This is a genomic window from Halomonas sp. ABH4_019 (genome assembly GCF_056159885.1).
Genome location: NZ_JBSWWC010000003.1, coordinates 366901 through 392840 on the forward strand (window position 1 = coordinate 366901; position 25940 = coordinate 392840).

Consider the following 25940-nt stretch of genomic DNA (forward strand, 5'->3'; position numbering starts at 1 on the left):
GTATGCAGGGAAATATTACATGCAGGAATTATTATTGGCTTACGGCTTACGGCTTACGGCTTACGGCTTACGGCTTACGGCTTACGGCTCGCGTTCGGCATGGGAGGCCAGGCGCTCCAGGGCTCGCTTGAGGCGCGGGTCGTCCACGTCGGCGGCGCAGCTGGAGAGTTCATCGGCGGCGCGGGCGGGCAGGCGGCGGGTCTGGCGGACCGGCGCCTTGGGCGGGCGCACCGGGCGGACCTTGAAATCGAAGCCGGTGACCGCGGCGAAGCCGGGCAGTTCGTGCAGCAGGGCCAGCAGACGAGCCTGTTCGTAGCGCAGCCGGGTCAGCCACACCGCGCGGTCGGTGATCACCGTCAGTCGCCCCTGGTGAAAGCCGCCGACGAAGAGGTGGTCGCCGAGTTCGGTTGGCAGGTGGTCGCGGAGATGACGTTGGGCCCGTTCGATCAGCCGGGCCCGGCGCATCAGGTCGCCGAGCTCGCCGCGACCGTCCAGCAGCCGTGACATGGGCTGTGCTCGGAACCGCTTAACCTTTATACTCATCAGCTTGATTCTCGGGGTTCGGCCCTGGGGAGTCGCCGTCGGCCATCGCCTCGACGGCCCTAGAACGCATCAGCCTAGCACAGGCATGGGAGTCCCACGACAGCATGGCCAGCAGCCTTACCGCGGAGACAGCTTCGTCAGCCCTCGCCGGAGCGGCGTCGCGTCGGGTGCCGGAGCGCCGGCCGCCGGAGCGCCGGGCGACCCGCTGGTGGCTGGCGGGCCTGCTGGTGAGTTGCCTGTTGCCGGCGGGGCTGACGTCGCTCGAGGCGGCGCGCCCCGTCGAGCGCGTCATCCAGATCTGCATCCTGGCGCCGGCCCTGATCCGCGCCAGTTCCCGCCTCCAGGCGCGGCGGCGCGCCCGGCGCCGCTGGCCCGCCAGCCGCCGCTGCCTGGCCTCGACTCGCTGCGGCCGTCGGCGCCCCGAGGCGCCCCCGGCAGCGCGTGCCGTGGCCGCCCATGACGTCCTGACCCGTCGTGGTCCGCCGCGGGCTCGTCTCTTCCGCATGCCCGCATGACGAGCGGCCGGGAGGAGTGCCCGGCCTGAAGCACCCGCAGCGATTGGACCCTTCATGATCAACAACCTGTTACGCAAGGTCGTCGGCTCCAAGAACGACCGTGAAGTGAAGCGCATGGGCCGGATCGTGGCCCGCATCAACGCCCTCGAGACGGACCTCGAGACCCTCGACGACGCGGCGCTCCAGGCCCGCACCGGCGACTTTCGCGAGCGCCTGGCCGCCGGCGAGGCCCTCGACGACCTGCTGCCCGAGGCCTTCGCCACGGTGCGCGAGGCCGGCAAGCGTGTCATGGGCATGCGTCATTTCGATGTCCAGATGATCGGTGGCATCACCCTGAACGGCGGGCGCATCGCCGAGATGAAGACCGGCGAGGGCAAGACCCTGGTGGCGACCCTGGCCGTCTACCTCAACGCCCTGCCGGCCGAGGGCGTGCACGTGGTCACGGTGAACGACTACCTGGCGCGACGCGACGCCGACTGGATGCGTCCGTTGTACGAGTTCCTGGGGCTGTCCGTGGGCACCATCTATGCCGGCCAGACCCCGGAGGAGAAGCGCGCGGCCTACGCCTGTGACATCACCTACGGCACCAACAACGAGTTCGGGTTCGACTACCTGCGCGACAACATGGCCTTCTCCCTGGAGGACAAGGTCCAGCGTGCACTGAGCTATGCCATCGTCGACGAGGTCGACTCCATCCTGATCGATGAGGCGAGGACCCCGCTGATCATCTCCGGGGCGGTGGACGAGAACACCGAGCTGTATAAGGTCATCGATCGCCTGGCGGTCAACCTGACGGTCTGCACCGACGAGGAAGACCCGGAAAGCGGCGATTTCACCCTGGACGAGAAGCAGAAGCAGGTGGAGCTGACCGAGGGCGGCCACCACAGGGTCGAGGAACTGATGCGCGGCGAGGGGCTGCTGGGCGAGGAGGATTCCCTCTACGCCGCCCAGAACCTCAACCTGCTGCAGCACATGCATTCGGCGCTGCGCGCTCGTCACCTCTACCATCATGACATCGACTACATCGTCAGCGACGGCCAGGTGGTGATCGTCGACGAGCATACCGGCCGTACCATGCCGGGGCGTCGCTGGTCCGAGGGGCTGCACCAGGCGGTGGAGGCCAAGGAGGGGGTGACGGTCCAGCGCGAGAGTCAGACGCTGGCCTCCACCACCTTCCAGAACTACTTCCGTCTCTACGACAAGCTGTCCGGCATGACCGGCACCGCCGACACCGAGGCCTTCGAGTTCCGCCAGATCTATGGCCTGGATGTGGTGGTGATTCCCACCAACAAGCCGCTGGTCCGTGACGACCAGAACGATCTGGTCTATCTCAGCGCCGAGGAGAAGTTCGAGGCCATCATCGAGGACGTCAGGACCCAGACGGAGGCCGGCCGCCCGGTGCTGGTGGGTACCGCCTCCATCGAGACCTCCGAGTACCTGGCCGAGATGATGAAACGCGCCGGGATGACCTTCAACGTGCTCAATGCCAAGCAGCACCAGAGCGAGGCGCAGATCATCGCCCAGGCCGGTCGCCCCGGCGCCATCACCATCGCCACCAACATGGCCGGCCGCGGTACCGATATCGTGCTGGGCGGCAACTGGGAGGCCGAGGCGGCGCAGCTCGACGCGCCCGACGAGGCGCAGATCGAGCGCCTCAAGGCCGACTGGAAGGAACGCCACGAGGCGGTGCTCGCCGCCGGCGGCCTGCACGTGGTCGGCACCGAGCGCCATGAATCACGCCGCATCGACAACCAGCTGCGTGGCCGGGCCGGTCGCCAGGGCGACCCCGGCTCGACGCGCTTCTTCCTGTCCCTGGAGGACAGCCTGATGCGGCTGTTCGGCTCCGACCGGGTGCAGCGCCTGATGCAGGCGCTGGGCCTGGAGCGCGGTGAGGCGATCGAGCACAAGATGGTCTCCAACGCCGTGGAGCGAGCCCAGAAGAAGGTCGAGGGGCGCAACTTCGACATCCGCAAGCAGCTGCTCGAATACGACGATGTGGCCAACGACCAGCGTCGGGTCATCTATGAGCAGCGCAACGAGATCCTCGCCGCCGACGATGTCTCCGAGAACGTGATCGGCATCCGGGCCGAGGTGCTCGACGAGGGCATCAGCGAGTTCGTGCCGCCCCAGAGCCTGCCCGAGCAATGGGACCTGACCGGACTCGAGGATCACCTCAAGACCGAGTTCAACCTCGAGGCCCCCGTGACGCAGTGGGCCGAGGACGACCAGCGCTTCCACGAGGAGCAGCTCCGCGAGCGGCTCCACGAGATGCATCGCCAGGCCTACGAGGAGAAGACCGAGATCGCCGGGGCCGAGCTGATGCGGCGCTTCGAGAAGCAGGTGATGCTCCAGGTGCTGGATACCCGCTGGAAGGAGCACCTGCAGTCGATGGACCACCTGCGCCGGGGCATCCACCTGCGCGGCTATGCCCAGAAGAATCCCAAGCAGGAGTACAAGCGCGAGTCCTTCGAGCTGTTCCAGATGCTGCTCACCAACATCAAGGCCGACGTCACGCGGATCCTCAGCCACGTCAAGGTGCGTCGGCCCGAGGAGGTCGAGGCCCTGGAGCAGCAGCGCCGTGAGTCCCTGGAGCGCGAGAAGGCGACGGCCGACAGTCGCCACGATGCCCCGGAGAGCGCCGAGGAGCCGGACGCCCAGGCGGCCGCGGCGCCGGGAAGCGACGGGCGGCCGTTGCGCCGCGAAGGCCCCAAGGTGGGCCGCAACGATCCCTGCCCCTGCGGTTCGGGCAAGAAGTTCAAGCAGTGCTGCGGGAAGCTGAGTTAAGGGTCAGGAGGCAAGGCGTGAGGTGTGAGGGGCAAGACCCGGGGCGTGGTGTGCGCCGCCTGGCGCTGGCGACCCGCCCCTTGCGCCTCGCACCTCACCCATGATGACCCGAACCTTCAAGCGAATTGATACAGGAGACAAGCGATGGCAGTGGGGCCCGCAAGCTTTCCGGCCATGCCGGTGATCGAAGGGCTGCGCCTGGGCACGGCCCGGGCCGGCATCAAGACCGCCGACCGGCGTGATCTGGTGGTGATCGAGGTGCCGCAGGGGGCGGCCGTGGCGGGAAGCTTCACCCGCAATGCCTTCTGCGCGGCCCCGGTGACCGTGGCCCGCGAGCACCTGGCGGCCTGTGCCCTGAAGGGCGAGGCGCCGCGCTATCTGGTGATCAATACCGGGAACGCCAATGCCGGCACCGGCGAAACGGGCCTGCGCGACGCCGGCGCCACCTGTGCCGAGCTGGCCAGGCTGGCGGGCGTGGAGGCCACCGATGTGCTGCCGTTTTCCACCGGCGTGATCGGCGAGACGCTGCCCATGGAGCGCCTGCTGGGCGGCCTGCCGGAGGCCCTGCGCGCGCTGGACGAGGGGGCCGAGGGATGGACCGCGGCCGGTGAGGGCATCCTCACCACCGATACCCGGCCCAAGGGCGCCAGTGTGACGGTCCAGTTGGGCGATGAGGCGGTGACCCTCAACGGCATCAGCAAGGGCTCGGGCATGATCAAGCCCAACATGGCCACCATGCTGGCCTTCGTGGCCACCGATGCGGCCATCGCCCCGGCGCAGCTGGACGCCTTGCTGCACGAGACCGTGGAACGTTCCTTCAACTGCATCACGGTGGATGGCGACACGTCCACCAACGATGCCTGCATGCTGATCGCCACCGGCCGGGGCGCCGTCATCCACGACCAACACCGATTGGCGGTGTTCCGCGAGGCCCTGCAGCGACTGATGATCGAGCTGGCCCAGGCCATCGTGCGCGACGGCGAGGGCGCCACCAAGTTCGTCAGCCTGCAGGTCGATGGTGCCGTCTCCCGCCAGGAGGCCCTGGACGTGGCCTTCACCGTCGCCCACTCGCCGCTGGTCAAGACGGCGCTTGCCGCCAGCGACGCCAATTGGGGGCGCATCCTCGCCGCGGTGGGCCGGGCGCCGGTCGAGGACTTCGATGTCTCCAGGGTGGCCATCGACCTCGGCGACGTGCGCCTGGTGGAGAAGGGCGGCCGGGCCGCCGCCTATACCGAGGAGGCCGGCAGCGAGGTGATGGCCCGGGAGGAGATCCCGATCCGCATCGACCTGGGCCGTGGCGAGCGCAGCGCCACCGTCTGGACCACGGACCTGACCCGGGAATATGTCGCCATCAACGCCGATTACCGCAGCTGATCGGCGGCGCTCCGCGTCCGAGTCAAGAGAGCAATCCCCCGCGGCGGCGTTCGCGGGGACAAGTGGGATTAAGGTGAATGAACGCAATGGTGAAGAGAAGGGTGCACGTGGCGGCCGCCGCCATCATCAGCGCCGACGGTCGTGAGGTGCTGCTCGCCCGGCGCCCGTCCAACGTCGATCACGGCGGCCTCTGGGAATTCCCCGGCGGCAAGCTGGCGCCCTACGAGACGGGGCTCGAGGCCCTCAAGCGCGAGCTGCACGAGGAGCTGGGCGTGGAGATTCGCCGCGCCCAGCCGCTGATCCGCATCCACCATGAGTACCCGGACAAGCATATCCTGCTCGACGTCTGGCAGGTGCATGACTTCGCCGGCGAGCCCTTCGGCCGCGAGGGGCAGGCAGTGCGCTGGGTGCCCATGGCCGAGCTGTTCAACTATCCCTTCCCCGCGGCCAACGTGCCGATCCTGCGGGCGGTGATGCTCCCCACCGAGTATCTGATCACCGACGAGGAAGCGGATGAGGCGATCTTCCAGACTCGCCTGGAACGGGCACTTACCGAGGACGGCGTGCGCCTGGTGCAGCTGCGCGCCAAGACCCTGGACCGCGCCGACTACCTGAGCCGGGCCGAGCAGGCCCTGGCGCTGTGCCGTCGCCACGGGGCTCGCCTGGTGCTCAACGGCGAGCCCGACCTGCTCGAGGGCGTGGACGCCGATGGTATCCACCTGACCAGCGAGCGCCTGATGAGCCTCGAGCGGCGGCCGCTGACCGAGAACAAGTGGCTGTCGGCCTCGACCCATGACCGCGAGCAACTGGTCCAGGCCCACCGCATCGGCTGCGACTTCGTCACCCTGTCGCCGCTGCGCACCACGCCCTCGCACCCGGAAGTGGCGCCGATCGGCTGGCACGACTTCCAGCAGCTGGTGGAGCACGCCGGCATGCCGGTCTTCGCGCTGGGCGGCATGACCCGTTTCGATGCCAACCACGCCCGCGCCGTGGGCGCCCAGGGCATTGCTTCGATCCGCGATTTCTGGAAGTGAAGCGGAAAGCTTGAAGCGCGCCGCTTCGCGGCTTGAAGCGGGATGACGACACGGCCCCGGGCAGAAGCCTGGGGCGGTTTGTTTTATGCTGCCTTCGAGGTTCGAGGTTCGAGGTTCGAGGTTCGAGGTTCGAGGTTCGAGGTTCGAGGTTCTCCTGACTCCTCGCTCCTTTTACCTCGCCCCAGGCAATCAATCCCGATAGCGGCGGGTCAGGTCCCCATAGGCATCGATGCGTCGATCGCGCAGGTAGGGCCAGATGCGTCGCACCTCCTCACCGCGCGCCATGTCCAGGGTGACCAGCAGGCGTTCGGCCTGTTGGCCGGCATGGGCGAGCAGCTCCCCCTGGGGGCCGCACAGGAAGCTGCCGCCCCAGAAGTCGATGCCGGGACTGACCCCGGAGTGATCGGTCTCGTGGCCGACCCGGTTGGCGACCATCACCGGCAGGCCGTTGGCCACCGCGTGGCTGCGCTGGATCAGCGTCCAGGCGTCCTTCTGGCGGGCTTTCTCCTCGTCGTCATCCGGCGGGTGCCAGCCGATGGCAGTGGGGTAGAGCAGCAGTTCGGCGCCGGCCATGGCCATCAGCCGTGCCGCCTCGGGATACCACTGGTCCCAGCACACCAGCACGCCGAGCCGGCCCACCGAGGTGTCGATGGGCTGGAAGCCCTGGCCGCGCGTCGGATCCTGGTCGCCGGGCGTGAAGTAGAACTTTTCATAGAAGCCCGGATCGTCGGGGATGTGCATCTTGCGGTAGTGGCCCACCCGGCCTCGCGCCCCGTCGTAGACCACGGCGGTGTTGTGGTAGAGGCCGGGCGCCCGGCGCTCGAATAGCGAGCCCACCAGCACGATATCGAGCTCCGCGGCGAGGGCGGCCAGGCGCTGGCCGCTGGGGCCGTCCAGCGGCTCGGCGAGGTCGAACAGCTCGGGGTCCTCGTACTGGCAGAAGTAGTGGGTGGCATGCAGCTCCTGCAGCATCACCAGTTGGGCGCCGGCGCCGGCCAGCTCGCGGATGCCGGCCTCGCTCTCGGCCAGGCTGTGGGCCTTGTCGGGCCAGGCCGGCTGCTGGACCAGTCCGGCCTTGAGGGTGCGGGTCATGACGTCTCTCCTTCGCGATGACGAATGCCGGCCAGAGTGCCACGCGGCAGTTGCATGGTCAGGCAGTGCAGGCTGCCATGCTGGCGGATCACGGTGCTGCAGTCGATGGGCACGATGTCGCGCTCCGGAAAGGCGCCTGCCAGGGCCTGGAGGGCGCGGAAATCGGCGGCATCGCCGTAAGTGGGCACCAGCACGGCCCCGTTGATGATCAGGAAGTTGGCGTAGGTGGCCGGCAGGCGGTGGCCGTCCTCGGGGTCCAGGCAGGGGGTCGGCCAGGGCAGCGGGATCAGCCGGTAGGGCTCGCCGTCGGCCTGCCGTAGCCCCTGGAGCTCGGCTTCCATGGCGGCCAGGGCCGAATAGTGGGGATCGCGCTCGTCGTCGCAGCGCACGTAGGCGATGGTGGCCGGGTCGCAGAAGCGCGCCAGGGTGTCCACGTGGCTGTCGGTGTCGTCGCCCTCCAGGTGGCCGTGGGCCAGCCACAGCACCCGCTCGATGCCCAGCTCCTCGGCGAGACGGGCCTCGATGGCGGTCCGCGTCAGGGACGGGTTGCGGTTTGCGTTGAGCAGGCAGGCCTCGGTGGTCAGCAGGGACCCCTGGCCATCGCTGTCGAGCGCGCCGCCCTCGAGCACCAGGTCGTGCGAGGTCAGGGGCACGGCGAAGGCCCCGTCCGCGGCGAGCCGGCGGGTCAGGCTGTCATCCCGGGTCGCCGGGAACTTGCCGCCCCAGCCGGTGAAGACATAGTCGAGCAGTTCGAGGCGCCCGTCGCGTTCGACGGCGAGCGGCCCATGGTCGCGGGCCCAGGTATCGTCGGCCTCGGCGACCCTCAGGAGCAGGCGTTCGTCGGGCAGCCCGCGTCGGCGGAAGGTCGCGCGGAGCCGGTCACGGGTGGCCGCGTCCGGCACGGCCACCAGCACCGCCTGGTAGCGGGTGATGGCCGCCACCATGGTTTCGAGGGTCGCCTCGATGCGGTCCAGCAGCGGCGCCCAGTCGCCGTCGGGCCTGGGCCAGGTCAGTTGCACGGCATCCTGGGGATACCATTCGGGCAGCAGGCGCAGGGCCATCACGGGCCTCCTCGATGGGGGAATTCGGCGCAATGTAGGCGGCGGCGAGGCGTGATGCAAGCGCCGCAGCGTCGCCGGCATGCCGCCATGGCCGACAGTCGTCGTGGTCGATGGCTGATGGCGGGTGGCGTCGATCCGGGCGATGCTGTCGCCATGTCCCGGTGATCGAGGAGCGACGTCATGGATCCGATGACCCTGGCCGTCGGCCTGGCTATCCTCTCGCTACTCTCGGCCCTCGCCAGCCTGGGGGTGCTGATGCGGCTGCGCGATGCGCGGGCATCGGCTCCGGAACCCGAACGGCTGGGGGCGCAGGCGCTGCGCGAGCCCCCCGAGGATATCGAACCCGCGGTGCGGCCCAGGCGACGCTCGCGGCTGCCCCCGGCCCTGGTGGCGCGCTTGATGTCGGTCGCGAACCGCCGCTGAGCGGCCCGGCGGCAAGGTGCAGCCATCGTGCAAGGCCCGCCACCCCCGGTGCAGGCATTGGCAAAAACACGTACCATGAGCGCCCGCCGACAAGGAACGCTCATATGCTGGATCGTCTGCCTCTCCTGATCGGGTTGCGCTACGTGCGGGCCAAGCGACGCAACCACTTCATCTCCTTTATCTCCCTGACCTCCATGCTGGGCCTGACCCTGGGCGTGGCGGTGCTGATCCTGGTGCTGTCCGTGATGAACGGCTTCGACCGCGAGCTGCGCGAGCGGGTGCTGGGCATGGTGCCCCACTCCCGCATCGAGGTGCCCGCCGGGCTCACCGACTGGCAGCCGCTGGCCGAGCGCCTCCAGCAGCGCGAGCATGTGATCGGGGCGGCGCCCTACATCCAGCAGCAGGGCATGTTCTCGGTGGGCGGCCGCAACCAGGGCGCCATGGTCACCGGCATCGAGCCTGACTGGGAGCGCAAGGTTTCCATCGTCGACGAGCACATGGACCGCGGCAGCCTCGATGACCTGCGGCCCGGCGAGTGGAACGTCGTGCTCGGCTCGGCGCTGGCGCGTCAGCTGGGGGTGGCGGTCGGCGATCGCGTGACCCTGCTGGTGCCCGAGGCCTCGATCACCCCGGCCGGCGTCTTCCCCCGGCTCAAGCGCTTCACCGTCAGCGGTATCTTCAGCGTGGGGGCGGACCTCGATGCCAGCCTGGCCTACGCCAATCTCTCGGACATGCAGACCCTGGCGCGCATGGGCGACGCCGTGGGCGGTCTGCGCCTGGAGCTCGACGACCTGTTCCAGGCCGGCAGCGTGACCCGGGCCATCATCGACGACCTGGGGGCGGGCTATCGGGGCCTCGACTGGACCTATACCCGCGGCAACCTCTTCCAGGCCATCCAGATGGAGAAACGCATGATCGCGCTGTTGCTGACCGTGATCATCGCCGTGGCGGCCTTCAACATCGTCTCCACCCTGGTGATGGTGGTCACCGACAAGCATGCCGACATCGCCATCCTGCGCACCATCGGTGCCACGCCGCGCTCGATCATGGGCATCTTCATGGTCCAGGGCCTGGCCATCGGGGTGATCGGTATCCTGATCGGGGTGGGGCTCGGCGTGTTGCTGGCGCTGACCGTGTCGGACCTCATCGCCTTCGTCGAGTCGACCCTGGGGATTCACTTCCTCGATGCCGGCGTCTACTTCATCAGCGATCTGCCCTCGCAGCTGCTGTGGTCCGATGTGGGCCAGATCGTCGCCGCGGCCTTCGTGCTGACCTTCCTGTCGACCCTCTACCCGGCCTGGCGCGCGGCCCGGGTTCAGCCCGCCGAGGTGCTTCGCTATGAATGATCCCGTCATGAGCCAGGCGCTCGACCGCGATACCGGCTGGGGCCAGGTGATGCTGGCCTGCGACGGCCTGACCCGCATCTACCGCGAGGGGCCTCGCGATCTCACCGTGCTCGACGAGCTGGCCCTCGAGGTGCGGGCCGGCGAGCGGGTGGCGGTGGTCGGCAGCTCAGGCTCCGGCAAGACCACCCTGCTGAACCTGCTGGGGGGGCTGGACCACCCCAGTCACGGCGAGGTGCGTATCGCCGGCCAGGCGCTCCATGAACTGGGCGATGCTGCCCTGGGGCGCTTTCGCAACCGCCACATCGGCTTCGTCTACCAGTTTCACCACCTGCTGGCCGAGTTCACCGCGCTGGAGAATGCGGCGCTACCGCTGATCGTTCGTGGGCAGCGCAAGAAGGACGCCGAGGCCAGGGCCCTCGAGCTGTTGGCGCGGGTCGGGGTGGCCGAGCGCGCCGCCCACAAGCCCGGCGAGCTCTCCGGCGGCGAGCGGCAGCGCGTGGCGATCGCCCGGGCACTGGTCACCGACCCCAGCCTGGTGCTGATGGACGAGCCCACCGGCAACCTCGATCAGGCCACCGCGGCGAACATCCTGGCGCTGATGGACGAGCTGTCCGCCAGCGCGGCCTGCGCCTTCGTGATCGTCACTCACGACACGGGGCTCGCCGCCCACCAGGACCGGGTGCTGCGCCTCGATGGCGGCCGCCTGGCCCCGGATACCCCCTCCCGCGACTGACGCCCGTCGTCGCCTTCCCTCAGGCGTGGTCGCCGAGCCGGTAACGGCGGCGCCGCGCCCGTCGCTTCCAGCTGCGCGATACCTGCCAGCGCCACGCCAGGCGGATCATCAGGCTGCCCGCAAGGCCGGCCAGGATGGCCGCCGCCAGTGACCCTACCGCCAGCGCCGGCAGGGCGTCGAGCAGTTGCCCGGTGACCCAGTCGGTGGTGAGTCGCTCGGGCGCGGCGCGGGCCGGGGAGTCGAGCAGCCAGGCGCCGAGACGATAGTTGCCATAGAAGATCAGCGGCATGGTCAGCGGGTTGGTGATCCAGACCAGTCCCACCGACAGCGGCAGGTTGGCCCGCAGCGCCCAGGCGCCCAGGGCGGCCAGCGCCATCTGGCCGGGAATCGGCAGCAGCGCGCAGAACAGGCCGACGAAGAACGCATTGGCCACGCTGCGGCGCGACAGCATCCACAGCGACGGGGTGGCGATCAGGTGGCTCAAGAAGCGCAGGGAGCGCTGGCGCCTGAGGGTCTCGGGATGGGGCAGGTAGCGCTGCAGGAGACGGCGCGGCATGACGACGGGCTCGCTGACTTCGGTACCCGAGCTATTATCCATACAAGCCCGGTGCCTCGCCATGTCGATGATCAACGCACCTCGGGTCGCCGGGGCCGGAGATCACGACGCCGCCATCGGCCGGGGAGCGCCGGACAGGGGTCACTCGGGCCGACGGCGGGATCAAGGATGCGATCATGTCGACAGGACTGGCCGTGCCGCTCGCGCTGGCGGCGCTCTGCGGCGCCCTCATCGGTCACTACCCGGCCGACGCCTGGCCCCAGGCGCTGGGGCTTGTGCTGCTCGCGGCCCTGGCGTGGCGTCGCTGGCGCCCGGTGCTGCTGCTGGCGATGATCGCCCTCGTCGCCGGGCAGCTGTGGCTGGTGCGCGACGGCGAACTGCCCCGCGGGCTCAGCCGCCAGGACCTGGTGCTGGAGGGGCGGTTGACGGCGATCTCCCGAGAGGCCGGCCGCATGCGCCTGGCCCTGGCGGTGGAGCGCTGCCGGCCCATGGCCGTGGCACTGCCCGACTGCGAGAACCTGTCACGGGTGCGGCTGAACGCCTATCATGCCCCGCCGATGGCGGCGGGGGAGCACTGGCGACTGGCCGCCAGGCTGCGGCCGCCCGCGGGTTTCGCCAACCCCGGGGCCTTCGACTATCGCGCCTGGCTGTGGCGGGAGGGCATACAGGCCACTGGCTATGTGCGCCGCGACCCCGCGCCGCGACGTCTGGAGGCGGCCGGTTTCTCGCCGCGCCGCTGGGCGTTGGCGTACCTCGACGGTCAGGATCTCCCGCCGCGTACCGCACGCTGGCTGGCGGCGCTGACGCTGGGCGCGGGCGAGCGGTTGACGGATGCCGACTGGGAACTGCTCAACGCCAGCGGCACCACCCATCTGATGGTGATCTCCGGGCTCCATGTGGGCCTGGTGGCGGGCTTCGCGCTGTGGCTGGCCCGGGGCCTGGCCTGGTGCCTGGCCCCAAGCGGCTGGCGCATGGCGGTCTGGCCCTGGTGGTTCGCCGCCGCGGCCGCGGTGGGTTATGCCGGCCTGGCAGGGCTCGAGCCGCCGGCCATGCGCGCCATGATCATGGTGCTGGTGGGGCTCTGGGTGGCCAGTGGCCGCCACGCCCCGGGCCCCTGGCAGGCCTGGTGGCTGGCTCTGGCGCTGGTCGTGGCCTGGGACCCGCTCGCCGCCTGGCGGCCCGGCAGCTGGCTGTCCTTCGGGGCGGTGGCGCTGCTGATCCTGATCTGGCAGGGCCGTCCCCGGCCCAGGGGGTGGCTTGGCTGGCTGTGGGCCCTGGGGCGAACCCAGCTGTTGCTGGCGCCGGTGATGGCCGGCGCGGTGCTGATGGCCTTCGATCGCCTGGCGCCGGCCGCCCCGCTGGTCAATCTGGTGGCCGTGCCGCTGGTGGGTAGCCTGATGGTGCCGCTGGGGCTGGCGGGCTGGGCGCTCGCCTGGGCGCCACCGCTGGCCGGACTGGCCTGGGCCGCCTTCGGCGGGCTGGCCGCCGGGCTCGAGGCGGGGCTCGCGGCGATGGTCGGCATGGCGCCGCTGTGGCAGCCGGACCCGGCGGTGGCCGGGCCCTTGGGCGTCGGCGCGATCCTGGTCGGCCTGCTGTGGGCCTTGCCGGGCCTGGCCACGACCCTGCGCCTGGTCGGCACGACGCTGCTGGCCTGCCTGCCGCTGTGGCTGGCGCCGCCACTGCCGGCACCGGGCTCGCTGCGGGTACGCATCCATGATGTGGGGCAGGGCCAGCTGGTGGCGCTGCGCACTGCCCACTATCGCGCACTGATCGATACCGGGCCGCGCTTCGCCTCCGGCTTCATGCCGTTGACCACGCTGTGGCCGGACGGCCGGCGCTTCGACGACGTCGTCGTCAGCCATGACGACCGTGACCATGCCGGCGGCCTGGACGGGCTCGCGGGGGAGCATCGTGTCGCTCGCTATCTGGCGCCGCCGGGCAGCGAGCTGCCGGTGGAGGCCGAGCCTTGCGTGGCCGGGCGGCACTGGCGTCGCGACGGGGTGGCGTTTCGGGTGCTGTGGCCGCCTGCCGCGGCGACCGGCCTGTCCGACAACGACGGCTCCTGCGTGCTGCTGATCACCGCGGGTCATCATCGGCTGCTGATCACCGGCGATGCCGGTGCGCGGGTGGAACGCCGACTGGCCTCGCGGCTGAACGGGCCGGTCGATGCGCTGGTGGCGGGGCACCACGGTAGCAAGACGAGCTCCGACCCCGGTTTCCTGTCGGTGGCCCGTCCTCGTCAGGTGATCTTCAGCGCGGCCCGGGACAGCCGCTTCGGCCATCCGGCGCCGGCGGTGGTGCGTCGCTTCCGGCACCTCGGCAGCTGCCTGTGGAGCACCGCCGACGACGGCGCGGTGACCCTGTGGCTGGGCGGTGTCACGGCCGGGCGCGTCGAGACCCAGCGCCGGCCGGCCTGGCGGCGCGGCGGTGTCGGAGGCGAGTGCCTTGCGTTAGAATCGCCTCCATCGATGCCGGATATTCGCCGGTGAGGGTTCGAGGGAGGTGACCCCATGACCCTGATGGAGGCTCTGATCGCCGGTGGCTGGCTGATGCTGCCGTTGCTCGGCTGCTCGCTGGTGGCGGTGGTGATCGTCATCGAACGCCTCTGGACGCTTCGCGCCGCCCGCATCGCCCCCGCTGGGCTCGGTCAGGAGGTCTGCCGCCTGGTCGGCCGCGGTCAGGTCAACCTCCACTGGCTGGAGCGCCATTCGCCGCTGGGCGGGGTGCTGGCGGCCGGACTGCGCAATGTTCGGCTGGGCCATGAGCAGGTCAGGGCGCGGTTCCAGGAATCGGCCATCGCCGTGGTTCACGACATGGAGCGCTTCCTGAGTCCGCTCGGCACCATTGCCTCGATCACTCCGCTGATCGGCCTGCTGGGGACCGTGGTGGGCATGATCGAGGTGTTCGCGGTGATCGTCGCCAGCGACGGCGGCGAGCGCACCGCCGACCTGGCGGGCGGCATCTCCCGGGCCCTGGTGACCACCGCGGCGGGTCTGACCGTGGCGATTCCCGCGCTGATGTTCCACCGCTACTTCCAGCGTCGCGTCGAGGACATCACGGTGCGCATCGAGGAGCAGGCCGGGCTGGTGGTGGAGTTCCTGGCCCATCACTCCGGCGAGCTGACCCTGGCCGAACGTCACGGGCCGGGGGCGCCGGAGGGAGGCCATACCCCGGCAGGCGGGCGTCCGATGCCGGGTGGCGGGCGCCCATGAGGATACCGCGCAGGCGGCGCGAGACGGTGGAGGTCAACCTGACCCCGCTGATCGACGTGGTCTTCCTGCTGCTGATCTTCTTCATGGTGTCCACGACCTTCGAGACCCGCCAGGCCCTCGAGCTGGTGCTGCCCGAGAGCGAGACCGGCGCCGCCGCCGAGCCTTCGCCGGTGACCGTGGTGGTCACCGCCGAGGGCGGCTACCGACTCGGCGGGCGTGCCCTGACGGCCGACCAGCTGGCGGCGCGCCTGACCGATGAGGCGCCCCGGGCCCGCGAGCACGGCCTGGTGGTCGAGGCCGATGGCCGGGCGGCTCACGCCGCCGTGGTGAGGGTGCTGGACCGGGCCGGCGCCCTGAACATTCGGCGGGTGCGTATCGCCACCGCCGAGGCGACACACACTGAAGCGGAGACACCGTGAGCGAACACTCGGGCTGGACCCTCTACAAGCGTCTGCTGGGCTATGTGAAGCCGCACTGGAAGGCCTTTGCCCTGGCCATTCTCGGCTATGCCATCTATGCCGCCTCCAGCACGGCGCTGGCGGAGATGATGAAGCGGCTGATCGACGGCATCCAGAACCCGGATGCCGCCTTTCGCATGATGCTGCCGCTGTTCGTGGTCGGCATGTTCGCCGCCCGTGGCCTGGGGACCTTTCTCGGCACCTATTTCATGAGCAACGTGGCGCGCAACCTGGTGCACGCCCTGCGCTGCGACGTCTTCAATCACATGCTGCACCTGCCGGGCCGCTTCTTCGACGAGCACTCCTCGGGGCACCTGATCTCGCGGGTGACCTATCACGTGGAGCAGGTCACCGGCGCCGGCACCAAGGCCATCACCATCCTGCTGCGCGAGGGGCTGTTCGTGATCGGCCTGGTGGTCTACCTGCTGTGGACCAACTGGATGCTGACGCTGCTGTTCCTGGCGGTGACGCCGCTGATCGGCGGCGTGGTCGGCTATGCCAGCAAGCGCTTTCGGCGCATCTCGCGCCGCATCCAGCGCTCCATGGGCGATGTGACCCATGTGGCCTCCGAGGCGCTGTCCGGCTATCGGGTGGTGCGAACCCACGGCGCCGAGGCGTACGAGAAGGCCCGCTTCGCCGAGGCGAGCGAGGTCAATCGCCGCCAGAGCATGAAGGAAGCGCTGACCAAGGCCACCAGCACCCCGGTGATCCAGCTGTTGGTGGCCCTGGCCCTGGCGGTGCTGGTGTGGCTTGCCATGTCGCCGGCGATGCTGGCCGACATGACGCCCGGCGAGTTCGTGGCCTTCATCACCGCGGCCTCGCTGATGGCCAAGCCGGTGCGTCAGCTCACCGAGATCAACGCCACCGTGCAGAAGGGCATCGCCGCGGCCGGCGAGCTGTTCGGGCTGCTCGACGTGCCGCCCGAGGAAGACAGCGGGACGCGGGAGCCGGGACGGCTGGCGGGCCGCGTGACCCTCGACGGCGTGCGTTTCGCCTATGGTCCCGACCAGCCTGAAGTGCTCAAGGGCATCGACCTGGAGGTCGCCCCCGGCGAGATGGTGGCCATCGTCGGCCGCTCGGGCAGCGGCAAGTCGACGCTGATGGGGCTGCTGCCACGTTTCTACCGGCCCACCGCGGGGCGGATCTGTCTCGATGGCGTGCCGCTTGAAGACTTCAGGCTGCTGCCGCTGCGCCGCAGCATCGCCCTGGTCTCCCAGCAGGTCACGCTGTTCAACGCCACCATCGGCGACAACATCGCCTACGGCATCGACGATCCCGACCCACGGGCGGTCGAGGCCGCGGCCCGTGCCGCCTATGCCCACGAGTTCATCGAGCGCCTGCCCCAGGGCTACGCCACCCTGGTGGGCGAGAACGGCGTGATGCTGTCCGGCGGCCAGCGACAGCGCCTGGCCATCGCCCGGGCGATCTACAAGGACGCGCCGCTGCTGGTCCTCGACGAGGCCACCTCGGCGCTGGACACCGAGTCTGAACGCTACATCCAGGCGGCGCTCGAAGAGGTGTGTCGCGATCGCACCACCTTCGTCATCGCCCACCGGCTGTCCACCATCGAGCGGGCCGACCGCATCCTGGTCATGGAAGGCGGCGAGATCGTCGAGCAGGGCAGCCATGCCGAGCTGCTGGAGCGCGACGGCGCCTACGCCGCCCTGCATCGCCTGCAGTTCCAGGACGCCGAGACCGCATGAGCGGCGGGCTCGCCGAGCGCTGGCTGGAGGCGGCCTATGCCGGCTCGCCCTGGCTGTGGCCGCTGCGTCCGCTCGAGGCGTTCTATCGACGCGTGATCGCGCGGCGCGCGCGCTCCTACGCCGAGGGCCGTCGCGAGGTCTGGCAAGCGCCGGTGCCGGTGGTGGTGGTGGGCAACATCACGCTCGGTGGCACCGGCAAGTCGCCGCTGGTGGCCTGGCTGGCGCGCCACCTCGGCGAGGCCGGCTGGCGGCCCGGTATCCTGTCCCGCGGCTACGGCGGTCGTTCTGAGCGCTATCCGCTGCGGGTCGAGGCCGATACCCCGGCCTCGGCCTGCGGCGACGAGCCGCGCATGCTGGCCGACCAGACCGGCGTGCCGGTGGTGGTGGACCCGGACCGCCCGCGCGGCGCCCGGCGGCTGCTGGAGGCCGGCTGCGACATCCTGCTCGCCGACGACGGCCTGCAGCACCTGGCGCTGGGGCGGGACCTGGAACTGGCGGTGGTGGATGGTCACCGAGGGCTCGGCAACCGGCACTGCCTGCCGGCCGGGCCGCTGCGCGAGCCCGTGGAGCGGCTCGACACCGTGGATGCCGTGCTGGTCAACGGCGAGCCGCGCGACGCCACGCTCGAGACCCACTACCGCATGGCCCTGGCGCCCGCCGGCTGGCGCCCGCTGGCGGGCGGCGAGCGGCGGTCGCTGTCGCCGCCACCCTTCGTGGCGCCGGTGCATGCCCTGGCCGGGATCGGCCGGCCGGCGCGCTTCTTCGCTACCCTCGAGGACCAGGGCATCGCCCACTGGGCGCATCCCTTCGCCGATCATCATCGCTACAGCGGCGCCGACCTGGCCTTCGGCGATGATCGTCCCCTGGTAATGACCGCCAAGGATGCGGTCAAATGCCGCGACCTGGCGGAGGGCGACGCCTGGGTGCTGGAGGTGGAGGCGGTGCCCGACCCCGATTTCGTCGCCTGGCTGGACGCGCGCCTGGCGACCCTGTGAATTCCCTGGCGACCACCCTGCGAGTGGCCGCCGATGCTGACCCTGGAGGCGTGAGAGATGGACAAGCAACTGCTGGCGATGCTGGTCTGCCCGCTGTGCAAGGGCAAGCTGGCCTACGACCGCGAGGCGGGCGAACTGATCTGCCGCTACGATGGCCTGGCCTACCCCGTACGCGACGGCATCCCGGTGATGCTGCCCGACGAGGCACGCGCCATCGACGTGGACGAGAAGCTGCCGCCGTCGACCGGCGCCGAGGGCTGAGGAGGCAAGATGCAGGATTTCATCGCCGTGATTCCGGCGCGCTTCGCGTCGACCCGCCTGCCGGGCAAGCCACTGCTCGAGATTGCCGGTGAGCCGATGGTGGCCCACGTCTGGCGCCGCGCCGCGGCCAGCGCCGCCAGCCGGGTGGTGGTGGCCACCGACGATGCGCGCATCCGTGACGCCATGACGCCGCTGGGCGCCGAGGTGGTGATGACCCGCGACGACCATCCCTCCGGCACCGACCGCCTGGCCGAGGTGGCCGATACGCTGGGGCTTGCCGACGATGCGGTGCTGGTCAACGTCCAGGGCGACGAGCCGCTGCTGCCGGCGACCTTGATCGACCAGGTGGCGGCGCGGCTGATGGACGATCCCGGCGCCTCCATCGCCACCCTGGCCGAGCCGATCGGCGACGTCGAGACGCTGTTCAATCCCAACGTGGTCAAGGTGGTGCGCGCGCTCTCCGGACGCGCGCTCTATTTCTCCCGGGCGCCTATCCCCTGGGACCGCGAGGCCTTCGCCGCCCGTCCCGAGCTGCTCGAGACCGATGCCTGGCTGCGCCATATCGGCCTCTACGCCTACCGGGCGAGCTTCCTCGACGAGTATCGCCACTGGGCGCCGTCGCCGCTGGAGCGGCTGGAACAGCTCGAGCAGCTGCGCGCGCTACACCACGGCCATGCCATCCAGGTGGCCCTGTCCCGGGAGCCGCATCCCGCGGGCGTGGACACCGCCGAGGACCTGGCCCGGGTGCGCGAGATCCTGGGCCGTGCCGGGGGAGAGGCATGATGCGCGTGCTGTTCGTCTGCCTGGGCAACATCTGCCGCTCGCCCACCGCCGAGGGCATGTTCCGCCACCACCTGGACGCGGCGGGGCTCGCCGGTCGCGTCGAGGTCGACTCCTGCGGCATCGGCCCCTGGCACGTGGGCAAGTCGCCGGATGCCCGCGCCCAGGCCGCCGCCGCCTCGCGCGGGCTCGATCTCTCCGCTCAGCGGGCCCGCCAGCTGGACGATGCCGATTTCGCGCGCTTCGATTACCTGCTGGCCATGGATCACGACAACCTGGCGGCCCTGGAAGCGCGATGCCCGGCCGACAGCGAGGCCCATGTGGGGCTGTTCCTGGCCTTCGCCGGGCTGCCCGATCGCGCGGTGCCCGATCCCTACTTCGGCGGCGACGACGGCTTCGAGGAGGTGCTGGACCTGGTCGAGGCGGCGTCTCGGGGGCTGGTCGAGGCGATCCGTCGGCGGCTGGAGGAGGGCGCTTGAGCCTGCCCGTGCATCTCGATCACGATCTGACCGCGGCCAATACCCTCGGGCTTTCCTGTCGCGCCGAGCGTTTCGTCGCTCCGGCAACGCCCGCCGCGCTCATCGAGGCGCTGTCGCGGGCCCGCGAGGTGGGTTGGCCGACCCTGGTGCTGGGCGGTGGCAGCAACCTGATCCTGCCCGAGCGCCTGGCGGGGCTGGTGGTGCAGCCGGCCATGGCGGCCTGGTGGCTGGAGGAAGGCGAGGGCGACGTCGTGCGCGTGCATGCCGAGGCGGGTGTGGTCTGGCACGAGCTGGTGATGGCGCTGGCCGAGCGGGGGCTCTGGGGGCTCGAGAACCTGGCGTTGATTCCTGGCCGCTGCGGCGCGGCGCCGATCCAGAACATCGGTGCCTACGGGGTCGAACTCGCCGAACATCTCGAGGCGGTGCATCTCGTGCACCTCGACGACGGCCGAGAGGCCGTGCTGGGCCCGCACGAATGCGCCTTCGGCTATCGTGACAGCGTCTTCAAGCATGCCCTGGCGGGGCGGGTGGCGATCACTCGCCTCGTGCTGCGTGTCGCGCGCCGCGCCGAGCCACGGCTCGGCTATGGCGACCTGGCGAGCCGCGTCGGGGAGGCGCCCACGCCGCTGGAGGTCGCCGAGGCCGTCTGCGCGGTGCGCCGCGAGAAGCTGCCGGATCCGGCCGAGCTCGGCAACGCCGGCAGTTTCTTCAAGAATCCGGTGGTGTCCGCGGCGCGTGCGGCGACGCTGCGCGAGGCCTACCCCGACATGCCGAGCTTTCCGCTGGCCGACGGCCGGACCAAGCTGGCCGCCGGCTGGCTGATCGATCGCTGCGGCCTCAGGGGCTGGCGCGATGGGGCGTTCGGCGTGCACGATCGCCAGGCCCTGGTGCTGGTGCACCACGGGGGCGGCAGCGCCGCGGGACTGCTGGCCTTCGCCGCGAGGATCGCGGAGACGGTGGAACGGCGCTTCGGGGTCGTGCTGGAACGCGAGCCGAGGCTCGCGACCGAATAAGCGCGCCGCCGCTCTGATCATTCCCTGAAACGACAACGCCCGTGGCCTAGGCCACGGGCGTTGTCGTTAGTGCGTCGATGGGATCAGCCTTTCTGGCCTTCCTGACGCTTGGCTTCCTGCTCCCGGCGGCGAATCTCCCGCGGGTCGTTATGGGCCCGACGGCGGCGACGACGCGGTGCCTCTGCCTTGGCTTCCTCGGCCTTCGGCGCTTCGACCTTGGCTTCGCTCTGCGGCTCGGCCGTGGCGTCCGCCTTGGGAGCCTCGGTCTTCGGGGCCGGCTTTGCCTCAGTCGTCGGCGCTTCGGCCTTGGCTTCGGTCTGCGGCTCGGCCGTGGCGTCTGCCTTGGGAGCCTCGGTCTTCTGGGTCGGCGTTGCCTCGGCCTTGGGCGTTTCGGCCTTGGCTTCGCTCTTCGGCTCGGCCGTGGCGTCCGCCTTGGGGGCCTCGGGCTTCGGGGCCGGGGTCGCCTCGGCCTTGGACGCTTCGGCCTTGGCCTCGGTCTTCGGCTCGGCCGTGGCGTCCGCCTTGGGGGCTTCGGGCTTCGGGGCCGGGGTCGCCTCGGCCTTGGGCGTTTCGGCCTTGGCCTCGCTCTTTGGCTCGGCCGTGGCGTCCGCCTTGGGGGCCTCGGTCTTCGGCGCCGGGGTCGCCTGGGCCTTGGGCGCTTCGGCCTTGGCCTCGGTGTTCGGCTCGGCCGTGGCGTCTGCCTTGGGGGCCTCGGGCTGCGGGGCCGGGGTCGCCTCGGCCTTGGACGCTTCGGCCTTGGCCTCGCTCTTCGGCTCGGCCGTGGCGTCCGCCTTGGGGGCCTCGGTCTTCGGGGCCGGGGTCGCCTCGGCCTTGGGCGCTTCGGCCTTGGTCTCGCTCTTCGGCTCGGCCGCGGCCTCCGCCTTGGGCGCGTCAGCCTTGGTTTCGCGCTTCGGTCCGGAGGTGTCCTCCACCTTGGACGGCTTGCTCTGGGCCTCGGGCTTGGCTTTCGCCTCGGCCTCGAGGGCAGCCTTCGGCTCCTCGGCTTCGGCCGGTTCCGGCTGTGCCTCGGCCTTGGCGGCCTCGGCCTGCAGGCGCTGCTGTTCGGTCACCGACTCCGGGTTCAGGGCATGCTGGCGGCGCCGCTGGCGAGGGTTGTTGCGGGTTCGCTTGGGCTTGGCGTCCGCTTCTGCAGGCGCGGCCGGGCTCTCGCTCTTGGGGCGCTCGGACTTGGCCGGTGCGTCCTTGGCGTCCTGAGCCTTGCCACCCTGCGGCTTGGCCTCCTGGGGCTTGCGCCCTCCCTGGGCCTTGCCGTCCGAGCCCTTACTGTCCTGAGGCTTGCGGCCCTCCTGCGGACGAGCGTCGTCCTGGCGCTGGCCGCGGCCACGGCCGCCTCGGCTCTGGCCGCCGCTCCTGTCGGCGCGGGACTTTTCCTCGCCCTGACGTTGCGGCTTGGCGGCGCGGGTGTCGTCGCGTCCCTCGTTACGCTCCTGGCGCTGATCCTGACGCTGGCCGCCGCGACGGTTGCGCTGGCGCTGGTTGCCGCCGCCGGACTTGGTCTCGCCGCGTTGGGTGTCGCGGCCGCCGGTCGAGCGAGAGGCGGATGGCTGGCGCTTGGCCTGCTCGCCGCTGTCGGGGGATTCGGCAGGCGCCTGTCCGGACGTCTCTTCACCGCTCAGCAGGCGAGAAAAGCCCTTGACCAGGCGGCCCAGCACGCCCTCTCTGGCGGTCGGAGGCGTCGCCGCGGCGGGCTTGGCGGCGGCGGGCTTGGCCGCCGTAGCCGGCTGTTCGGCAGGCTTGGCCGGTGCTTCCTCGCGCAGCGAGGCGGGGGCCGGCTCGTGATGCACCACGGTCTTCACCGCGGCCTCGTCGCGCTTGACCGGCTTGCCGAAGGCGGCCTCGGGCTCCTTGCCGACCTCGGTCTCCATGGGCAGCTCGTAGCTGGACTTCTGCGACGAGCCTTCCTCGTCGACGTGATCGTCACGCAGGCGCTGCACGTCGTAGTGGGGCGTGTCCATGTCGGGATTCGGCAGCAGTACCACCCGCACGTCCTGGCGACGCTCGATGTCGGCCAGCACGGCGCGCTTTTCGTTGAGCAGGTAGGTGGCCACTGGCACCGGCAGGATGGCGCGGATCTGGGCGCTGCGCTCCTTCATCGCCTCTTCCTCGATCAGGCGCATGATCGACAGCGAGATGGAGCGCACGTCGCGGATGGTGCCCTGGCCGTCGCAGCGCGGGCAGACCACGCCGCTGGTCTCGCCCAGCGACGGGCGCAGGCGCTGGCGTGACATCTCCATCAGGCCGAAGCGGGAGATGCGGCCGATCTGCACCCGGGCACGGTCGAGCTTCAAGGCATCGCGCACCCGGTTCTCGACCTCGCGCTGGTTGCGTGCCGGCGACATGTCGATGAAGTCGATGACCACCAGGCCGCCGATGTCGCGCAGGCGCAGCTGGCGGGCGATCTCGTCGGCGGCCTCCAGGTTGGTCTGCAGCGCCGTCTCCTCGATGTCGCTGCCGCGGGTGGCGCGCGCCGAGTTGATGTCGATGGACACCAGGGCCTCGGTGTGGTCGATGACGATCGAGCCGCCGGAGGGCAGCTTGACCTCACGTTCGTAGGCGGTCTCGATCTGGGACTCGATCTGGAAGCGCGAGAACAGCGGCACCTCGTCGGCGTAGCGCTTGATCTTCTGCTGGTAGGAGGGCATCACCTGGCGGATGAAGCCCAACGCCTCCTGGTGGACCTGCTCGCTGTCGATCAGCACCTCGCCGATGTCCTGGCGCAGGTAGTCGCGCATGGCGCGGATGATGACGTTGGACTCACGGTAGATCAGGAAGGGCGCGGAGCGCTTGCCGGCCTCCTCGGTGATCGACTCCCAGACCTGGACGAGGTAGTCGAGGTCCCACTGGAGCTCCTCGGGCGAGCGGCCGATGCCGGCGGTGCGCACGATCAGGCCCATCTTGTCGGGCACCGTCAGCTGGCCCATGGCCTCCTTGAGCTGGGCGCGCTCCTCCCCCTCGATGCGTCGCGAGATGCCGCCGGCGCGGGGGTTGTTGGGCATCAGTACCAGGAAGCGGCCGGCCAGGCTGATGAAGGTGGTCAGCGCCGCGCCCTTGTTGCCGCGCTCCTCCTTGTCGACCTGGACGATGACTTCCTGGCCTTCCTTGAGCACTTCCTTGATGCTGGGGCGGCCCGAGGGCTCCTTGACGAAGTACTCGCGGGAGACTTCCTTGAGCGGCAGGAAGCCGTGGCGTTCGGCGCCGAAATCGACGAAGGCGGCTTCGAGGGAGGGTTCCACGCGGGTGATCTTGCCGCGATAGATGTTGGCTTTCTTCTGTTCCCGGGCACCGGACTCGATGTCCAGGTCGTAGAGGCGTTGTCCATCGACCAGGGCGACGCGCAGCTCTTCGGGCTGGGTCGCGTTGATGAGCATCCGTTTCATGTCGTCTCGCAAAATGGACGCGCCGGTGGGCGCCCATGGGCAACGACGAAGGCGAACCGCTGGGTGCTGCGTGCTTGTGCTCAGCGCATGTCGCGGAAGCGGAACTGCGCCCGTCCGTGTCGGGGCCTGATAACGGCGGCGGGCCGGCACGGCATGATCATGTTGAGTACGGGGCGGAGGCAGGACGTGTCTCGGTGGGTCTGCGCCCATCCGGCCCTGCGGTCACCGCCAACACCTGGCATTCATCGATTCGCCAACGCCGGCCTCCGGCACGATGTTGTACGTATCCCGTGATGGCCGCTCGCTCTTCGAGAGCGAGGCGGGTCGGGCGTGGCGTTGTATCGCTTGCTTGTCGGCGGCGGGACCTCGTGTGGGAGGGTCGTCGCGGCCTGATTTCGTCGCTCCGGCCTGCGTGTCTGCCGTGCAGGCGCTCGAATGGACGGTTCTGTCCACTGGAACGAATACGCAATATAACAGTAAAGGGGGAGCCCAGCAATTGGCGGCAGGATGGCCCGCACTGCGGTAGAATGCGCCTTTTACGCCAGTAGCAAGTGGAGTGTCGCATGGCCGAGGGCCGCGAGGTGCAATGGGTGGAAGTGACCGAGGGTCAGGCGGGCCAGCGGGTCGACAACTTCCTGATGACGCGCATCAAGGGAGCGCCCCGGGCGTTGATCTATCGCATCGTGCGCAAGGGCGAGGTGCGAGTGAACAAGAAACGCGTCAAGGCCGATACCCGCCTGGCGCCGGGCGACGTGGTGCGGATTCCGCCGCTCAAGCTGGCCCCCCGCGAGGCGGTGCGCGAGGTCAGCGATGGCCTGCGCAACCTGCTGGCCGGCAGCGTGCTGCTGGAAGGGCGCGACTGGCTGGTGCTCAACAAGCCGTCGGGGCTTGCCGTGCACGGCGGCAGCGGCGTCAAGATCGGCCTGATCGAGGCCCTGCGCCAGGTGCGCGAGGACCTGGACTTCCTCGAGCTGGTGCATCGCCTGGACCGCGACACCTCGGGGTGCCTGCTGCTGGCCAAGTCGCGGCCGGCGCTGCTGACCCTCAACGACGCCCTCAAGCGCCACCAGATGACCAAGCAGTACCTGGCCCTGGTGGCCGGGCGCTGGCCGACCCGGCGCGATTTCGTCAGCGCCCGGCTGGATCGCTTCGATGCCGGCAACGGCGAGCGCCGGGTGCGGGTCGACAGCGCCGGCAAGGTGGCGCGCACCCGTTTCGCGGTGCGCGAGGCCTTCGCCCGCGCCACCCTGGTCGAGGCCGAGCCGGTCACCGGCCGGACTCACCAGATCCGCGTGCACGCCGCCCATGCCGGGCATCCGCTGCTCGGCGATGACAAGTACGGCACGCGCGAGGGCGGGCGCATCGCCGCGCAGCTGGGGCTGTCGCGTCTGTTCCTGCATGCGGCCGCGCTGACCTTCCCCGAGCCCACCAGCGGCAAGCCGGTCAAGATCCGCGCGCCGCTGGGCGAGACCCTGGACGGCGTGCTGGCCCGCGCCCGCGATGCCCGCTGACACGGAGCTTTCATGCGTTATCGTCTGATGATCTTCGACTGGGATGGCACCCTGATGGATTCGGTGGCGCGCATCGTCGCCTGCATGCAGGCCGCCGGGCGTGACATCGGCTGGGGCGAGCTGCCCGACGAGCGCGTGCGCGACATCATCGGCCTGGGGTTGCCCGAGGCCATCGCCAGGCTATGCCCGGGCATCGACCCCGAGCGCGCCGAGACCCTGCGTCAACGCTACGCCTATCACTTCGTGGAAGGCGACGTCACGCCGATGCCTTTCTATCCCGGCGTGGTCGAGGGGCTGGCGCGGCTGCGCGCCGATGACGGCAGCCGCCTGGCGGTGGCGACCGGCAAGAGCCGGCGCGGGCTCGATCGCGTCTTCCGCGAGAGCGACTGTGGCCACTGGTTCCACGCCAGCCGCACCGCCGACGAGACCCTCTCCAAGCCGCACCCGCGGATGCTCGAGGAGCTGCTCGACGAACTGGCGGTGCCCGTGGAAGAGGCGGTGATGATCGGCGACACCGAATACGACCTGGAGATGGCCCGGTCGCTGGGCATGGATCGCGTGGCGGTGAGCTACGGCGTGCATGCTCCCGAACGCCTGGCCGCCAGTCGGCCGGTGTTCACCGCCGAGGCCTTCCCGGAACTCATTGACTGGCTGCGGGCCTGATCGCAG

23 protein-coding genes are annotated in these 25940 nt (G+C 70.2%); 18 read left to right on the forward strand and 5 right to left on the reverse strand.

Features of this window, described 5'->3' with window-relative positions:
* Window positions 1-81 precede the first annotated feature (81 nt).
* Complete coding sequence (locus ACXAFN_RS14050; RefSeq protein ID WP_474989514.1) at window positions 82-507, reverse strand: DUF721 domain-containing protein; 426 nt, start codon at window positions 505-507, stop codon at window positions 82-84.
* A 140-nt stretch (window positions 508-647) separates the two neighbouring features.
* Here ACXAFN_RS14050 and ACXAFN_RS14055 point away from each other — a divergent pair, with 140 nt between their 5' ends.
* From ACXAFN_RS14055 to ACXAFN_RS14070, 4 genes are all read left to right on the forward strand, one after another.
* On the forward strand, window positions 648-1058 hold the full coding sequence (locus ACXAFN_RS14055) for a hypothetical protein (protein ID WP_474989516.1): 411 nt from the start codon (window positions 648-650) through the stop codon (window positions 1056-1058).
* Between the two features lie 54 nt (window positions 1059-1112).
* A complete protein-coding gene (gene secA, locus ACXAFN_RS14060; protein WP_474989518.1) occupies window positions 1113-3842 on the forward strand; it encodes a preprotein translocase subunit SecA in 2730 nt (909 codons plus the stop codon).
* A 144-nt stretch (window positions 3843-3986) separates the two neighbouring features.
* Entirely contained in the window at window positions 3987-5216 is a 1230-nt protein-coding gene (gene argJ / locus ACXAFN_RS14065) for a bifunctional glutamate N-acetyltransferase/amino-acid acetyltransferase ArgJ (protein WP_474989520.1), read from the forward strand.
* Window positions 5217-5302: 86 nt separating this feature from the next.
* The gene (locus ACXAFN_RS14070) at window positions 5303-6250 is read left to right on the forward strand and encodes a Nudix family hydrolase (protein ID WP_474990158.1); all 948 of its coding nucleotides are present in this window, start codon (window positions 5303-5305) and stop codon (window positions 6248-6250) included.
* Window positions 6251-6439: 189 nt separating this feature from the next.
* Here the strand turns inward: ACXAFN_RS14070 and ACXAFN_RS14075 are convergent, their stop codons facing one another.
* Complete coding sequence (locus ACXAFN_RS14075) at window positions 6440-7342, reverse strand: carbon-nitrogen hydrolase (protein ID WP_474989522.1); 903 nt, start codon at window positions 7340-7342, stop codon at window positions 6440-6442.
* A complete protein-coding gene (locus ACXAFN_RS14080) occupies window positions 7339-8403 on the reverse strand; it encodes an agmatine deiminase family protein (protein WP_474989524.1) in 1065 nt (354 codons plus the stop codon). Before ACXAFN_RS14080 ends, ACXAFN_RS14075 begins: the two co-directional genes overlap by 4 nt.
* A gap of 180 nt (window positions 8404-8583) precedes the next feature.
* Here ACXAFN_RS14080 and ACXAFN_RS14085 point away from each other — a divergent pair, with 180 nt between their 5' ends.
* The 3 genes from ACXAFN_RS14085 to ACXAFN_RS14095 all read left to right on the forward strand — a co-directional run bounded on the left by ACXAFN_RS14085 (window position 8584) and on the right by ACXAFN_RS14095 (window position 10905).
* Window positions 8584-8826, forward strand: coding sequence for a hypothetical protein (locus ACXAFN_RS14085; RefSeq protein ID WP_474989526.1), 243 nt, complete (start codon window positions 8584-8586; stop codon window positions 8824-8826).
* Window positions 8827-8930: 104 nt separating this feature from the next.
* Window positions 8931-10172, forward strand: coding sequence for a lipoprotein-releasing ABC transporter permease subunit (locus ACXAFN_RS14090; RefSeq protein ID WP_474989528.1), 1242 nt, complete (start codon window positions 8931-8933; stop codon window positions 10170-10172).
* Entirely contained in the window at window positions 10165-10905 is a 741-nt protein-coding gene (locus ACXAFN_RS14095) for an ABC transporter ATP-binding protein (RefSeq protein ID WP_474989530.1), read from the forward strand. The genes ACXAFN_RS14090 and ACXAFN_RS14095 overlap by 8 nt, the downstream gene beginning before the upstream one ends.
* Window positions 10906-10924: 19 nt before the next feature.
* Here ACXAFN_RS14095 and ACXAFN_RS14100 read toward each other — a convergent pair whose 3' ends face one another.
* Window positions 10925-11461 carry a DUF2062 domain-containing protein gene (locus ACXAFN_RS14100; protein WP_474989532.1) on the reverse strand — a complete coding sequence of 179 codons (537 nt, stop codon included), beginning with the start codon at window positions 11459-11461 and terminating at the stop codon, window positions 10925-10927.
* Window positions 11462-11637: 176 nt separating this feature from the next.
* Between ACXAFN_RS14100 and ACXAFN_RS14105 the strand changes: the two genes are divergently transcribed.
* From ACXAFN_RS14105 to murB, 9 genes are read left to right on the forward strand one after another with little or no spacing between them, the layout of a single operon-like run.
* Entirely contained in the window at window positions 11638-13950 is a 2313-nt protein-coding gene (locus ACXAFN_RS14105) for a DNA internalization-related competence protein ComEC/Rec2 (protein WP_474989534.1), read from the forward strand.
* Between the two features lie 21 nt (window positions 13951-13971).
* Window positions 13972-14673 carry a MotA/TolQ/ExbB proton channel family protein gene (locus ACXAFN_RS14110; RefSeq protein WP_474989536.1) on the forward strand — a complete coding sequence of 234 codons (702 nt, stop codon included), beginning with the start codon at window positions 13972-13974 and terminating at the stop codon, window positions 14671-14673.
* Window positions 14670-15092 carry an ExbD/TolR family protein gene (locus ACXAFN_RS14115; RefSeq protein WP_474989538.1) on the forward strand — a complete coding sequence of 141 codons (423 nt, stop codon included), beginning with the start codon at window positions 14670-14672 and terminating at the stop codon, window positions 15090-15092. Before ACXAFN_RS14110 ends, ACXAFN_RS14115 begins: the two co-directional genes overlap by 4 nt.
* A complete protein-coding gene (gene msbA / locus ACXAFN_RS14120) occupies window positions 15089-16834 on the forward strand; it encodes a lipid A export permease/ATP-binding protein MsbA (protein ID WP_474989540.1) in 1746 nt (581 codons plus the stop codon). The genes ACXAFN_RS14115 and msbA overlap by 4 nt, the downstream gene beginning before the upstream one ends.
* Entirely contained in the window at window positions 16831-17829 is a 999-nt protein-coding gene (gene lpxK / locus ACXAFN_RS14125; RefSeq protein WP_474989542.1) for a tetraacyldisaccharide 4'-kinase, read from the forward strand. Before msbA ends, lpxK begins: the two co-directional genes overlap by 4 nt.
* Before the next feature lie 57 nt (window positions 17830-17886).
* Window positions 17887-18090, forward strand: a complete 204-nt coding sequence (locus ACXAFN_RS14130; RefSeq protein ID WP_474989544.1) for a Trm112 family protein — start codon at window positions 17887-17889, stop codon at window positions 18088-18090.
* Between the two features lie 9 nt (window positions 18091-18099).
* Window positions 18100-18873 (forward strand): 3-deoxy-manno-octulosonate cytidylyltransferase, encoded by a 774-nt coding sequence (kdsB, locus tag ACXAFN_RS14135; RefSeq protein ID WP_474989546.1) that lies wholly within the window; start codon window positions 18100-18102, stop codon window positions 18871-18873.
* Window positions 18873-19349: a low molecular weight protein-tyrosine-phosphatase gene (locus tag ACXAFN_RS14140; RefSeq protein ID WP_474990160.1), complete on the forward strand. Its 477-nt coding sequence runs from the start codon at window positions 18873-18875 to the stop codon at window positions 19347-19349. Before kdsB ends, ACXAFN_RS14140 begins: the two co-directional genes overlap by 1 nt.
* Before the next feature lie 2 nt (window positions 19350-19351).
* The gene (murB, locus tag ACXAFN_RS14145; protein ID WP_474990162.1) at window positions 19352-20362 is read left to right on the forward strand and encodes a UDP-N-acetylmuramate dehydrogenase; all 1011 of its coding nucleotides are present in this window, start codon (window positions 19352-19354) and stop codon (window positions 20360-20362) included.
* Between the two features lie 83 nt (window positions 20363-20445).
* On the opposite strand, the gene rne is transcribed toward murB, so the two are convergent.
* On the reverse strand, window positions 20446-23760 hold the full coding sequence (rne, locus tag ACXAFN_RS14150) for a ribonuclease E (RefSeq protein ID WP_474989548.1): 3315 nt from the start codon (window positions 23758-23760) through the stop codon (window positions 20446-20448).
* A 563-nt stretch (window positions 23761-24323) separates the two neighbouring features.
* Here rne and ACXAFN_RS14155 point away from each other — a divergent pair.
* Both ACXAFN_RS14155 and ACXAFN_RS14160 read left to right on the forward strand, forming a co-directional pair.
* Complete coding sequence (locus tag ACXAFN_RS14155) at window positions 24324-25271, forward strand: RluA family pseudouridine synthase (protein ID WP_474989550.1); 948 nt, start codon at window positions 24324-24326, stop codon at window positions 25269-25271.
* A 12-nt stretch (window positions 25272-25283) separates the two neighbouring features.
* Window positions 25284-25934, forward strand: a complete 651-nt coding sequence (locus tag ACXAFN_RS14160) for an HAD family hydrolase (RefSeq protein ID WP_474989552.1) — start codon at window positions 25284-25286, stop codon at window positions 25932-25934.
* The last annotated feature ends 6 nt before the right edge of the window (window positions 25935-25940 follow it).

Coding starts and splice junctions, on each gene's coding strand:
- ACXAFN_RS14160 (WP_474989552.1), top strand. CDS start 25,284: ATGCGTTATCGTCTGATGATCTTCGACTGGGATGGCACCCTGATGGAT.
- ACXAFN_RS14075 (WP_474989522.1), bottom strand. CDS start 7,342: ATGACCCGCACCCTCAAGGCCGGACTGGTCCAGCAGCCGGCCTGGCCC.
- ACXAFN_RS14110 (WP_474989536.1), top strand. CDS start 13,972: ATGACCCTGATGGAGGCTCTGATCGCCGGTGGCTGGCTGATGCTGCCG.
- ACXAFN_RS14085 (WP_474989526.1), top strand. CDS start 8,584: ATGGATCCGATGACCCTGGCCGTCGGCCTGGCTATCCTCTCGCTACTC.
- ACXAFN_RS14080 (WP_474989524.1), bottom strand. CDS start 8,403: ATGGCCCTGCGCCTGCTGCCCGAATGGTATCCCCAGGATGCCGTGCAA.
- ACXAFN_RS14100 (WP_474989532.1), bottom strand. CDS start 11,461: ATGCCGCGCCGTCTCCTGCAGCGCTACCTGCCCCATCCCGAGACCCTC.
- rne (WP_474989548.1), bottom strand. CDS start 23,760: ATGAAACGGATGCTCATCAACGCGACCCAGCCCGAAGAGCTGCGCGTC.
- lpxK (WP_474989542.1), top strand. CDS start 16,831: ATGAGCGGCGGGCTCGCCGAGCGCTGGCTGGAGGCGGCCTATGCCGGC.
- ACXAFN_RS14130 (WP_474989544.1), top strand. CDS start 17,887: ATGGACAAGCAACTGCTGGCGATGCTGGTCTGCCCGCTGTGCAAGGGC.
- ACXAFN_RS14055 (WP_474989516.1), top strand. CDS start 648: ATGGCCAGCAGCCTTACCGCGGAGACAGCTTCGTCAGCCCTCGCCGGA.
- ACXAFN_RS14140 (WP_474990160.1), top strand. CDS start 18,873: ATGCGCGTGCTGTTCGTCTGCCTGGGCAACATCTGCCGCTCGCCCACC.
- ACXAFN_RS14070 (WP_474990158.1), top strand. CDS start 5,303: ATGGTGAAGAGAAGGGTGCACGTGGCGGCCGCCGCCATCATCAGCGCC.
- ACXAFN_RS14115 (WP_474989538.1), top strand. CDS start 14,670: ATGAGGATACCGCGCAGGCGGCGCGAGACGGTGGAGGTCAACCTGACC.
- kdsB (WP_474989546.1), top strand. CDS start 18,100: ATGCAGGATTTCATCGCCGTGATTCCGGCGCGCTTCGCGTCGACCCGC.
- ACXAFN_RS14050 (WP_474989514.1), bottom strand. CDS start 507: ATGTCACGGCTGCTGGACGGTCGCGGCGAGCTCGGCGACCTGATGCGC.
- argJ (WP_474989520.1), top strand. CDS start 3,987: ATGGCAGTGGGGCCCGCAAGCTTTCCGGCCATGCCGGTGATCGAAGGG.
- ACXAFN_RS14095 (WP_474989530.1), top strand. CDS start 10,165: ATGAATGATCCCGTCATGAGCCAGGCGCTCGACCGCGATACCGGCTGG.
- secA (WP_474989518.1), top strand. CDS start 1,113: ATGATCAACAACCTGTTACGCAAGGTCGTCGGCTCCAAGAACGACCGT.
- ACXAFN_RS14090 (WP_474989528.1), top strand. CDS start 8,931: ATGCTGGATCGTCTGCCTCTCCTGATCGGGTTGCGCTACGTGCGGGCC.
- ACXAFN_RS14105 (WP_474989534.1), top strand. CDS start 11,638: ATGTCGACAGGACTGGCCGTGCCGCTCGCGCTGGCGGCGCTCTGCGGC.
- ACXAFN_RS14155 (WP_474989550.1), top strand. CDS start 24,324: ATGGCCGAGGGCCGCGAGGTGCAATGGGTGGAAGTGACCGAGGGTCAG.